We start from the raw sequence: 12624 nt of genomic DNA, 5'->3' as shown, positions 1-12624 counted from the left end.
GAGCCATAGAGCAAAGGTGAAAGTTAAAAGGTAGAAAGCGGGCTATGCAAACAGAACTTTTAACGACGAGTTCCGCCGTTCGGAAGTTCGGGAAGGCAGAAGGCAATAGTTAAGTTTTATTAATACTAAAATTTTACCTTTTCCTTTATACAAAAATCACCATAACAGTTCTGAATGTCGAGCACTGAGTCAAAGGAATCTGGAATTAGTTTTGAAATCAAAGACTAAGTTAAGACCAGAAAATTTTTACTCACTACTGACAACAGCAACAGGTGCTTTTCTCATGGTAAACGACAAAAGCAATAGCCTGAGGCTGTCTCTTTTACAATTGTGCTACGTATATTGCAAGAACTCCGCTTACTTTACAGACGAGCTAACCGCACTAAAAAGTGTGGAAAACCGTTCATGAAAGTAATGGTATTACCGGATATGTATGGTGTAGGGCAACCTGACAAGCCAATTTCAGAGATTCAATAATTAAAAGTGTAGAGGAGTCAGAATCTAGGATCTGTCATTTTTGCACACTACCCAAACTCTTGGCAATTCTCTAGTCTATTGCCTCGTAACCAACCTGCATCATACTCTCGTCTTTCAAATCAAAGTCAAATGGTGGTGTTGACGTTCCACTAGGGGGCGCTGCTGATTCTAAAGTCAATTGATTATCTGAAGCTGCGATTATTGTATCAGTTTGGCTATTAACGGGATTATACACCTGAGAGCCAATGTCAAACAAAGTTTGCTGGAAGTTATCCAACTGTTGTTGGAATTGGGCTATAGAAATAGATTCATCTGTGATTGCTGCTTGTAGCTGTATGACTTTTTCATGTGCCAAAACTTTCATCTGGTCATCAATCATACCGCCATTATGCTTTAAGGTTGATTCGTAACTATACAGTAAATTATCTGCTTGATTTTTCAGTTCAACCAGTTGCATACGCCTTTTGTCATCTTCGGCAAACATTTCAGCTTGTTGCCGCATTTTTTCAACTTCGTTGGCACTTAAGCCACCTGTATTGGTAATGAGAATACTTTGTTCTCGAAGAGTGCCTTTGTCTTGTGCCGCAACTTTGAGGATGCCATTAACATCAATTTCAAAAGAGACTTCAATTTGCGGTACACCACGCGGAACTGGCGGAATTCCCTGAAGAAGAAATTTGCCCAAACTCTTGTTATCCCGTGCCATTGCCCGTTCACCTTGAAGGACGTGAATTTCCACAGAGGTTTGTCCATCAACTGCTGTAGAAAAAATTTGGGACTGGCTACTTGGAATTGTGGTATTGCGTTCGATAATTTTAGTGAACACTTCTCCCAAGGTTTCAATTCCCACAGACAAGGGCGTAACATCTAACAAAAGTAAATGATCTACGTCACCACCCAGCACCCCAGCTTGAATAGCTGCTCCCAGTGCGACTGCTTCGTCGGGGTTGACAGAACGATCTGGAGTTTTGCCATCAAAAAATTTGCTCAAGGCATTTTGAACAGCCCGAATCCGAGTGGAACCGCCCACTAAGATTATCCGATCAATGTCTTGTGGTTTGAGTTGTGCATCTTTGAGCGCCTGACTCATCGGTTCGATGATCGCTTTAACCAGATGTGTTGTTAACTCTTCAAATTTGGCGCGGGTGAGTTCCATCTGCAAATGCTTTGGTCCTGTTTGATCAGCAGTGATAAAAGGCAAGTTAATTGAAGTGCTGATTCTACTGGAAAGTTCCGTTTTTGCCTTTTCCGCTGCTTCCCGCAAACGTTGCAAAGCCATTTTGTCCCCAGAAAGGTCAACTTTCTCTTCTTGTTGGAAGCGTGTGATCATCCAGAGGACAATACAGTGATCAAAATCGTCCCCACCTAAATGGTTGTTGCCACAAGTCGCCTTCACTTCAAAGACTCCATCCCCCAACTGTAGAATGGAGACATCGAAGGTACCGCCTCCTAAGTCAAATACGAGAATGAGCTGCTCTTGGTCTTGCTTGTCCAACCCAAACGCTAAGGCAGCTGCAGTCGGTTCATTGATAATCCGCAAAACTTCTAGTCCCGCAATAGTGCCAGCGTCTTTGGTCGCTTGTCTTTGGGCATGTGTAAAATATGCAGGTACTGTGATTACTACCTGAGTGACAGGTTCACCTAAAAAGTTTTCCGCATCCTGTTTGAGTTTTTGCAGGATCATCGCGGAGATTTCTTGTGGTGTATAATCATGTCCGTGAAGGAGCACATCAACAGTATCATCTCGACCTTTGACACAGGTGTAAGAAATGCGCGAGCGTTCACCTGCAGTGTCCTCCCAACGACGACCGATAAATCGCTTAATACTGAGAATAGTGTTTTCAGCATTTGTGACAGCTTGACGTTTTGCCAGTTGACCAACCAAGCGTTCACCATTTTTACCGAATCCCACAATACTTGGAGTCGTTCGTTCACCCTCTGAATTCGTAATGACAATTGGTTGACCACCTTCGAGAACCGCGACACAACTGTTGGTAGTGCCTAAATCGATCCCAATAACTTTTCCCATAAATATCAGTTGTTTGACATCAGTATTTTTACTGACTACTTGGTCTCTGAAGTTTTGAGCAACTTCAGTCCGGTGTTAGCGATACACGAACACCGGGTAAAGGTTGCTAAACTTTGGGCGTGATGTTTCCGTGACTATCTGTCGGGTGTGGTTAGATTGCTCGCCCCTGTTTTCCAGGGACTTTTCATCAGTAAGGCGAGCGAATACAGCTGAGCTATTGGCTGGACTCGACTGAATTTTCCTCGGAAGAGGGTGCATCTTCCTTCGGAGCAGCCACCTTCACCATTGCATGGCGCAGTACGCGATCGCCCAAGTAATATCCGCGTACTAACTCTTCTAACACTGTTCCTTCAGAATATTCATCCGTAGGTTCGCGCAATACTGCCTCGTGCAAGTTGGGATCAAATGGTTGGTTTTCAGGACGCATTGGTGAGACACCCAGGCGCTTTAAGGAATCTACTAATAGCTTGTAAACACCTTGGTAACTTTTGTGAATCGTCATCTCCCCATCATTTTGGGGTTTGATTTGCGCTCTTGCTCGTTCAAAATTATCAACGATTGGTAGTAATTCAGTAATCGTGTTCCGTTTTATCTGCTGTTCCAAATCTTCTTTCTCTTTTTGATTCCGTTTGCGGTAATTCTCAAAATCAGCCACAATCCGCATGTATTGAGTGCTACGCTCTTCTAACTGCGCTTTTAGGGACTCAATTTGTTGGTGAAGTGCTGCTTCTTTGGCTGTCAAGTCAGTACTTGCGCCCTCAACTTTTGCAGCAACACTATTGTCTTGATTCTGTGTAGGTGTATTTTGCGAGACATCGGTTGGGGTTGCCACTGGCTCAGTCTCGCTTTGGGTTACGTTGGCATTGATTTCGGCTGTAGAGTCGCTTGTCATTGCTTGCTTTTCCTCGCTTTCTTCACCTGATTGCTGGTTTGTGTTGTTTTGGTGTTTATCTTCGTCTATCATTGTGCACTCTTTCTGGATGCTGAATTGGGTAGTTATCCCCATATCTTGCAACAATTGAATTCGGGTGCAAAAACTGGTTCCCTGAAGTATGAAGTATGAACTAGGCAACAAAGTTGCGGACGAATTCTTATAAGATTGTATAAACTATGAATGAAGTACGGAATATTTCATTCTTCATTGTTTAGCTTGAGAATGACCACCGTCATCTATTTTGACAAATGCTGAGTCAGTTAGCGTATACCCTCCTTGGACGGGTTACCGTCTCCAAGGTATTCCAAAGGAGATGGAGAGTAAGGTGATTTCGCCGCAACTTGGTATTACTTTTTCGCCAGATCTGATTGTTTTTTGCGAGATCTTGTCAGGCGGATATCTCTACATCAACTTGAGAATCAAAAGCTCTAACAGCCAGTTGAGGGTGCGGAATATAGACTCTAGTAAACTATCCTAGAGATTTACTACAGGGTTTAGGCGCATGTGGGTGGAGTACCAATTACGCCATCACTTCTTGAGTGTTGACTCTTAACTCCTAACTATTGACTATGACGATGGATTAAATATTTATGAATATACTGATTAGCAACGATGATGGTGTTTCTGCTTTAGGTATTCGTACTCTGGCAAACACTCTAGCGCAAGCAGGTCATGAGATCAATGTAGTTTGCCCGGATCGAGAGCGTTCCGCAACCGGGCATGGGTTAACAATGCATCAACCAATTCGCGCTGAAATAGTTGAGTCGATTTTCCATCCTGGCGTCAAAGCTTGGGCTTGTGATGGAACTCCTTCAGACTGTGTTAAATTGGCGCTGTGGGCTTTGTTAGATTCTCCACCAGATTTAGTTCTATCTGGCATTAATCAGGGTGCTAATTTAGGAACTGAAATTCTCTACTCTGGTACTGTATCTGCCGCAATGGAAGGTTTGATTGAAGGCATTCCCAGTGTCGCCCTCAGTCTTACTAGTCATATAAATAAGGATTTTCAACCGGCTGCTAACTTTGCCAAAATCTTAGTAGGACAGCTGGCGCAAAATCCTCTACCAGAGTTGATGTTACTTAACATCAATATCCCTGCTGTTAAATGGGAAGAAATTGCAGGAGCTTGTGTCACCCGCCAGGGAGTACGACGTTACATCGATGTTTTTGATAAACGAGTAGACCCGCGTGGGAAAACTTATTATTGGTTAACGGGAGAAGTTGTGGAAGATGTGGAACCTCCATTAGGTTTAAATCTTTCTGAAAACATACCTATAGATGTGCATATGATCCGTAAAAACTACATCAGTATAACCCCACTACAATACAACCTTACTTATGCAAATGGATTGAATCAATTATCTCAATGGAATTTGAAATTTCCGTAATGTCTTTTCTTTATGACGGCAAGTATATGGATAAAACCATGACAGCAAAATTTCGGTTATAAAGTAGGAAGTTAAGTGAAAATAACTTATACGGAAACGTTTGCACTCCAAAACTTCTGCCTTGAAGTTTTTCATAAGTAAAGACAAAACTAACCTGAAACAAGGTATGCTGTATTACCAAGAAATTCTACTACTACTAAAAGTCGTGAAACAGAATAAACTGAACAAAATAAGTAACAATTTTTTTTATTGAGTGCCCGCTCAGTCCAGCAAGCAACACCCATGTCTAGGATAGAGAATCAATTTACCGTACATTTTTGGGGCGTTCGTGGCAGTATCCCCTGTCCGGGACCACACACCGTTCGTTATGGCGGTAATACCCCTTGTGTAGAGATGCAAGTGGGTGGCAGACGTTTAATTTTTGATGGAGGCACAGGACTGCACGTTTTAGGGCAATCTTTGTTGTCTAATATGCCGATAGAGGCACACGTTTTTTTCACCCACTCCCACTGGGATCATATGCAGGGTTTCCCTTTCTTTTCTCCAGGATTTGTTAAGGGAAACACTTTTCATATTTATGGTGCGATCGCTCCCGATGGTTCAACCATAGAACAGCGTCTTAATGACCAAATGCTGCACCCAAATTTTCCTGTTCCCTTGCAGATTATGCAGGCAAATTTAGATTTCTACGACGTTATATCAGGGCGACCGATTCACATTCATGACATTACCATAGAAACAGCTCCACTCAACCATCCAGGAGAAGCGGTCGGGTACAGAGTTAATTGGCGTGGTGGGGCAATAGCTTATATTACTGATACTGAACATTATTCTGACAGACTAGATGAAAACGCCCTGCGCTTAGCTCGTAACGCTGACATCCTGATTTACGATTGCACCTACACTGATGAAGAGTATAATTCCCCAATTCAGCCTAAAATTGGTTGGGGACACTCCACATGGCAAGAAGGTGTAAAGATAGCCAGATCCGCTAATGTCAAAACTCTGGTCATTTTTCATCACGATCCATCTCATGACGATGAGTTTTTGGATCGTGTCGGACAAGAAGCCACACAGAAATTTCCTGGTGCTATCATGGCACATGAAGGAATGGTGCTTCAAGTTCCTGTACCAATCCCTTTATCAGAATCTTTTCCTATTAGGAAATTTTCGACTTATAGATTGCAATCGGAGCAACTTTAAATTTTGGATTAGATTGGTGATTAGGAGCTTTCAGCAATCAGTCGCTAGCACACAACTCGTGCACAACAATGAGAAGCTTTTCGCCTGCCGAGGTGTCAACGAACAGTTGCACGAGCATACCCACCACTAGGGAAGGCATAGGGCTTTGGTTCTTAGAACTGTATTAGCTGAGAGCTTAATATAACCTCAAATCCCAGAATCGACGTGCTAAATTTGTCTCAAAATGGGTGTTCTGTGTGGGTAACTTCTTCAACCGAATTGGCTCGAACTCCAACTTTTGTTGCTCTTGGCAAGTTTGACGGCGTACACCGTGGTCATCAAAAGGTTATTCAACCTATATTACCGCCCTTCAACAGAGCAGAAGACGTGGGGAACTTTGCCGAGACGCTGTTTGCGTCCTCTCAAACTCCACACGTTTACTCAACGGTTGTCACCTTTAATCCTCATCCACAAGAATTTTTTACTGGGCAACCCCGTACTTGGTTAACACCACTGGATGAAAAAATTCATCAGTTGCGATCGCTGGGAGTAGAACAACTCGTCCTGCTACCCTTCGACAAAGAATTATCTGCCTTATCTGCTGAACAGTTTGTAGAAAAGATTCTGGTGCAACAACTGCAAGCTGCACGAATTAGCGTTGGGCAAGATTTTTGCTTTGGTTCCAACCGCAGTGGTACAGCTGTGGATTTGAAGTTGCTCGCCGCCCAGTACGGCATTCCTGTTTCTATCGTTCCTCTAGAAACGTCTGCTTGTCATGGACCTTGTGACAGCAGTGATGTCAGTGTTGCTTCCGCCGAGGAAACTCGCATTAGCACTTCACTCATCCGGCAACTTTTACTCCGAGGCGATCTTCAAAGCGCAAATCAACTGTTAGGACGTGCATACACTCTTATCGGTACTGTCATCAAAGGTCAACAACTGGGCAGAACTATTGGCTTTCCCACAGCCAACCTACAATTACCAAAAGACAAGTTTTTGCCCTGCCACGGTGTCTACGCTGTTCGCGTTTTAATCTACGATGAAACACCAGACAATCCAGAGAATATTTACTTGGGCGTGATGAATATAGGTCATCGTCCAACGGTAAACGGTACGTATCAATCTGTGGAAATCCATCTGTTAGATTGGTCTGGTGATTTGTATGGCAAAAAGTTGTTAGTGCAACTAGAAAGATTTTTGCGACCAGAACAAAAATTTTCTTCTCTAGAAGCCCTAAAAACACAAATTCAACAAGACTGTGATATCGCTAGAGCTTTTTTTAGTGCAGAGTCTTAGTCTAGCTTATTGGGGGAATAGTAAGGGGATGTCTGTCCCAAAAGTGTCATTTTGTCATTCTGAGTAGAGCGAAGTGAGACTAGTACTGTTTTGAGGGAAACGTCGGTGGAGGCAACTGGTTAGTCCAGTCCTGCACCGACGTTTTTCACGTCTTGGGAACTAACTTTCTCATTGGGCGGAACGAGGAGTTCCTTTTTACCGTCAAACTTTGAGATACTGTTACGCGTGTTATATTGATACTTGTCACTTTACCCTCTCTCCAAAGCATCGCAGAGGGGCACCTGATGAGATCATTAAGGCGCAACTTGGTATGAGCGTCCAAGGTGCACACTACCCGTTTGCGTAGAGCATGACATTTTAGACTTCAACACATATCCTCTTACTGAGGCAATAAGGAAATGGGAAGAAAAAACCATTTCCCATTTTCCCATGCACTTATTCATGAGTGCATAAGACAGAAATCCACCCCCGATTTATTGCTAACTAACATCACTATGGGCAACAATACTAAATATTTACAACGGCTTTTGATAAGCACGGGTAACCCTAAGAATATATTTGAATTAAGTTTATTACTAGGTACAGTTTTACCGATTATATTTTTTACGATTCTCAGTCATACACAACAAAAAATCATAGAAGTTGAGACGATTAAATATACTTTATTATTCTTAGCAATGGCGCATGTTTCAACAACAGTTTATTTTTATAATGTTAAAGCATTCCGGATTAACATAATATCTCAAAATAAATTCATGTACATATATACACCTCTGATATTGTTTGTATTCTGCGGGTGTATTTTTACTTTTTCAAGTCAGTTTTTCAAACCTTATCTTTTGCTTTTTTATTGGCTATGGCAAGCTTATCATTATGGTAAGCAAAATATAGGAGTTTACAGTTTTATTTCGTATTCTCAAACAAAGAAACCTATATGCAGATTAGAAAAAATTTCTATTACTTTAGGAATATTAGCTGGTATTCTTCCAACTTGGAAAGTTATCGGCTACAACGTAGCTCCTAGTTATTTACATAATTTGATAAACTTTTTCTATTGGATGGGACAGCCTGTCTTCTTTGCAGGTCTAATTTTGAGTATTTATGTTTTTATTGTAAAAAACTCTTGTTTTACATTACTCAAGTCAATTTTCTTCTTTCTATTAGTGTTCTTCTTTTTGCCGATTTACTTATCTGATAATATTTTAGTGACATTTCATACTTATGCAACTGCACATGGAATTCAATACATTATATTCATGACAGTTATCGCTATAAATTCTGAACAAGCAAAGGATAAAGCCCAAAAACAGTCTACTCTTTTGAAGTCATTGTTTTTGCTTTCACTGTATTTAATAGTGGGGGGCTTGATTTTCTTCTACAGTCAAGATTTAAACAAGCTTGTCTTTATTCAAAATCACAGTATCCTTTCAAGTTGTACGGATTTTCTTCTGGGAGGATTACTGGGGCTAACTATGGCGCATTTTGTAGTAGATGCTCATGCTTGGAAATTAAGTCAGGTAAATCAAAGAAAGTTTATCTTAGAAAAGTTCTCATTTATTTTTAAGTAGGTTTACCTAGGAGTTAGTGTGCGATGAATTAGAGTAAGAGGAAAGCAGCTTATTATTGACTGAAACAATTCTATCCAACCGAATTTCAGTTCCATCCTTCAACTTGATAAAATCAGCTTTATTTGCAGCGTAAACATCAATAATCCGACCTTGCACCTTCACTCAGAACAGTTCGATGACATTAATTTGTTAACGACGACAAATAATATGTTAATCGACAACCACAAAAGCCAGCAGTCGGATTTGAACCGACGACCTTCCGATTACAAGTCGGATGCACTACCACTGTGCTATGCTGGCATACTCGGCTTTTCTAAAATAGAAATTGCCTTGTCTTTTTTGAACATCACACTAATTTATGACTATACCATAGACAAGCTGATTTGACAATATACTAGTGTGAAGAGTTATATTTGTCCAAATTGCGCTGAAAATATCTCATTTTTATCATACTGCCGATGTCACCACCTAGAAGCATACTTACAAGCGCGGTGACTGTAATGAAAATCAAACAAACTTGTGATTATTTTCACTGACGATATTGATAAACTAGTGATATACCAAAGCCACCTTAAAACTATAGGCTAGACAGAAAATATCTGGTGTAGTTTTAAGGCAAGATTTTTTTGACACGGCTGGGTACACCAAACAGAAAGACAAAACTGTTCTTTGTAGAGCAACAAGCATGGCAGCGTTGATCGGACGGGATTTATTAAGTCTGGCAGATTTTAGTCCAACGGAAGTTCTAGAACTTCTGCAAATGGCATCTCGGCTAAAATCACAAAAGCTGAGATTGCGGTGTCATAAAGTGTTAGGGCTGTTGTTCTCCAAGGCTTCAACTCGAACACGAGTCAGTTTTACTGTCGCAATGTACCAACTGGGTGGACAGGTGATTGATCTCAATCCCAATGTGACTCAAGTTAGTCGCGGGGAACCAGTGCAGGATACAGCGCGAGTTCTGGATAGATACCTCGATATTTTGGCGATTCGTACCTTTGCACAGCAGGAATTGGAAATTTTTGCTAATTATGCCAAAATTCCTGTCATTAATGCTCTGACTGATTTAGAACATCCTTGTCAAGTCTTGGCTGATTTGATGACGGTGCAAGAATGCTTTGGCACTTTTTCTGGATTGACTTTGACTTATGTAGGAGATGGGAATAATGTTGCAAATTCCCTGGTATTGGGTTGCGCTTTGGTGGGAATGAATGTGAGAATTGCCACACCCAATGGATTTGAACCAAATGCAGCAATTATAGAAACAGCACGTTTGATTGCAGCCAATAAAACCGAAGTCCTCTTAACTCATGATCCAGAAATTGCAACAAAAGGTTCTCATGTCATTTACACTGATGTTTGGGCAAGTATGGGGCAAGAACAAGAAGCAGACAATAGAATGCCTATTTTTCAACCTTATCAAGTGAATGAACAACTGATGAGTCTTGCTCAAAGCGAGGCAATTGTTTTACACTGTTTACCAGCACATCGTGGTGAAGAAATTACTGATGAGGTTATGGAAGGTCCTCAGTCACGTATTTGGGATCAAGCTGAAAATCGGATGCACGCTCAAAAAGCTTTACTTGCAAGCATCTTAGGGGCAGAAGAATTTTAAGGTGTGAGTCATAAATAGTTAGATTTTTACTCGATCATTGACTCATTTCTTCTCTGTTCTAACTTGAATTTATCAAAATATCTAAAATAAATAGTGCGTAGGGAGGTTTTTTGTAGTACTAATGTTCTAGGAGCATTTGTATTCACCTCCCTACAAATTTATGGAACGTCTGACAGAAGCTCAAAAACAACTTTATGAATGGCTGGCTGAATACATACGAGGACACCAGCATTCACCTTCGATTCGACAAATGATGCAGGCGATGAATTTAAAATCACCTGCACCAATTCAAAGTCGCTTGGAACATTTACGCAATAAGGGGTACATTGAATGGAGTGAAGGTAAAGCACGGACAATTAGAGTTCTACAAGCGTTAAAACAAGGTGTACCAATTTTGGGAACGATCGCCGCTGGTGGATTAATAGAACCCTTCACTGAGGCTGTCGAAAATATAGATTTAGCTCATTTGTCATTACCTCCCCAAGCATATGCTTTGCGGGTAACTGGTGACAGCATGATTGAAGATTCAATCGTGGAGGGAGATTTGGTATTTTTGCGTCCAGTACTAGAACCAGATCAACTGAAAAATGGGACTATCGTCGCCGCCAGAGTAGATAGTATTGGTACGACTTTGAAGCGGTTTTATCGACTAGGCGATCGCATTACCCTCAAACCTGCAAACCCGAAATACGATCCCATAGAGGTGAACGCTATTCAGGTACAGGTGCAAGGTTCCCTTGTCGCCATTTGGCGTAATTACAACTGATAAATAGAGAAAGGGGATTGGGGAGATGAGGGAAATAACTTCCTCATCTTTCCACTCACCACTACCTTGACGTTATTGCCTTTCTATGTATTTGACAAAAAATCAAGTTAAGCAAACAGCTACATTCAAATTAAAATTACCATTTGTAGGCGAAAGTAAGGGTGGGTATCAGACACAACCATTACCAGGATGCCCTAAAATGCCACCATCTCTGCAATTGCGAGGGTATCAGCGACAAGCCGTTAATAACTGGTTTGCCAACAACGGTAGAGGAACGCTGAAAATGGCGACTGGTAGTGGGAAGACAATTACAGCGCTGGCGATCGCCTGTGAATTATACAAGCAAATTAACTTACAAGTCTTGCTCGTCGTTTGTCCTTATCGACATCTTGTCACGCAATGGGCGCGAGAATGTGCAAAATTTAATTTGCAACCTATTTTAGCTTTTGAGAGTTTACACAATTGGCAGAGTCAACTTTCCACACAACTTTATAATGTCCGTTCTGGTTCTCAATTGTTTCTGACAGTTATTACTAGTAACTCTACTTTAATTGGAGATGGCTTTCAATCTCAACTCAAATATTTTCCGGAAAAGACTTTAATTATTGGAGACGAAGCACATAACTTAGGCGCACCGAAGTTGGAAGAAAGTTTACCTCGTCGTGTTGGGTTACGACTGGCTTTATCTGCTACGCCAGAAAGGTATTTTGATGAAGGTGGGACCCAATCTTTATTTGATTATTTTGGTCCTGTTCTCAAACCAGAGTTTACTTTAAGAGATGCGATCTCCAATGGTGCTTTAGTACATTATCTTTATTATCCCATATTAGTAGAATTAACAGAAATAGAAAGCCGTGCCTATGCTAAACTAACGCAAAAGATTGGACGAGCACTATTATATCGAGACCGTGAAAATCTTGACTTGGCAGATTTGGAAGATAACGAAGATTTGAAGCCGTTATTAATGCAGCGAGCAAGATTAATTGGTGCAGCCGAAAATAAGTTAAATGCTTTGCGGGAGTTAATGTCAACTCGTCGGGAAACAAGTCATACACTTTTCTATTGTAGTGATGGTTCACAAGAAGTGGGACGTTCTAGCTTACGTCAACTGAAAGCTGTCGTCAAAACTTTGGGGGTAGAACTGGGTTATAAAGTCAGTACCTACACATCCCAAACATCTATAGAAGAAAGAGAAGTTTTACGGCGTCAATTTGAAAGCGGAGAATTGCAAGGTTTAGTCGCTATTCGCTGTTTAGATGAAGGAGTTGATATTCCTGCAATTCAAACGGCGGTGATTTTGGCAAGTTCAGCTAATCCCCGCCAGTTCATTCAACGGCGGGGAAGAGTTTTGCGTCCTCATCCAGGAAAGGAA

8 protein-coding genes, 1 tRNA gene and 1 pseudogene are annotated in these 12624 nt (G+C 41.3%); 7 read left to right on the top strand and 3 right to left on the bottom strand.

The window, feature by feature from the left end; genetic code table 11:
- Positions 1-547: 547 nt before the first annotated feature.
- Entirely contained in the window at positions 548-2506 is a 1959-nt protein-coding gene (dnaK, locus tag DP116_RS21670) for a molecular chaperone DnaK (protein WP_169157138.1), read from the bottom strand.
- Positions 2507-2719: 213 nt separating this feature from the next.
- A pseudogene (gene grpE, locus DP116_RS21665) lies at positions 2720-3470 on the bottom strand (nucleotide exchange factor GrpE); the annotation flags it as partial.
- Positions 3471-4030: 560 nt separating this feature from the next.
- On the opposite strand from grpE, the gene surE reads away from it, so the two are divergent.
- The 4 genes from surE (at position 4031) to DP116_RS21645 (ending at position 8874) form a co-directional block, all read left to right on the top strand.
- Complete coding sequence (surE, locus tag DP116_RS21660) at positions 4031-4828, top strand: 5'/3'-nucleotidase SurE (protein ID WP_169157137.1); 798 nt, start codon at positions 4031-4033, stop codon at positions 4826-4828.
- Between the two features lie 282 nt (positions 4829-5110).
- Entirely contained in the window at positions 5111-6031 is a 921-nt protein-coding gene (locus DP116_RS21655) for an MBL fold metallo-hydrolase (protein WP_169157136.1), read from the top strand.
- 204 nt (positions 6032-6235) lie between these two features.
- A complete protein-coding gene (locus DP116_RS21650) occupies positions 6236-7306 on the top strand; it encodes a bifunctional riboflavin kinase/FAD synthetase (protein ID WP_169157135.1) in 1071 nt (356 codons plus the stop codon).
- A gap of 398 nt (positions 7307-7704) precedes the next feature.
- A complete protein-coding gene (locus tag DP116_RS21645; protein ID WP_211173434.1) occupies positions 7705-8874 on the top strand; it encodes a hypothetical protein in 1170 nt (389 codons plus the stop codon).
- A gap of 228 nt (positions 8875-9102) precedes the next feature.
- Here the strand turns inward: DP116_RS21645 and DP116_RS21640 are convergent.
- A tRNA-Thr gene (locus tag DP116_RS21640) sits at positions 9103-9174 on the bottom strand.
- Between the two features lie 385 nt (positions 9175-9559).
- Between DP116_RS21640 and argF the strand changes: the two genes are divergently transcribed.
- The 3 genes from argF to DP116_RS21625 all read left to right on the top strand — a co-directional run.
- Positions 9560-10486, top strand: coding sequence for an ornithine carbamoyltransferase (argF, locus tag DP116_RS21635; RefSeq protein WP_169157133.1), 927 nt, complete (start codon positions 9560-9562; stop codon positions 10484-10486).
- 160 nt (positions 10487-10646) lie between these two features.
- Positions 10647-11252: a transcriptional repressor LexA gene (gene lexA / locus DP116_RS21630; protein WP_169157132.1), complete on the top strand. Its 606-nt coding sequence runs from the start codon at positions 10647-10649 to the stop codon at positions 11250-11252.
- Positions 11253-11337: 85 nt separating this feature from the next.
- On the top strand, positions 11338-12624 hold a 1287-nt coding region (locus DP116_RS21625), incomplete at its 3' end, for a DEAD/DEAH box helicase family protein (RefSeq protein WP_169157131.1).

This window comes from Brasilonema bromeliae SPC951 (genome assembly GCF_012912135.1).
Classification (GTDB): domain Bacteria; phylum Cyanobacteriota; class Cyanobacteriia; order Cyanobacteriales; family Nostocaceae; genus Brasilonema; species Brasilonema bromeliae.
Note: the sequence above shows the minus strand (reverse complement) of the source record. Positions and strands in the feature narration are given on the sequence as shown.

Bases quoted from the DNA above. Each gene is read 5' to 3' on its own strand.
- dnaK (WP_169157138.1), bottom strand. From the start codon at position 2,506: ATGGGAAAAGTTATTGGGATCGATTTAGGCACTACCAACAGTTGTGTC.
- surE (WP_169157137.1), top strand. From the start codon at position 4,031: ATGAATATACTGATTAGCAACGATGATGGTGTTTCTGCTTTAGGTATT.
- DP116_RS21655 (WP_169157136.1), top strand. From the start codon at position 5,111: ATGTCTAGGATAGAGAATCAATTTACCGTACATTTTTGGGGCGTTCGT.
- DP116_RS21645 (WP_211173434.1), top strand. From the start codon at position 7,705: ATGGGAAGAAAAAACCATTTCCCATTTTCCCATGCACTTATTCATGAG.
- argF (WP_169157133.1), top strand. From the start codon at position 9,560: ATGGCAGCGTTGATCGGACGGGATTTATTAAGTCTGGCAGATTTTAGT.
- lexA (WP_169157132.1), top strand. From the start codon at position 10,647: ATGGAACGTCTGACAGAAGCTCAAAAACAACTTTATGAATGGCTGGCT.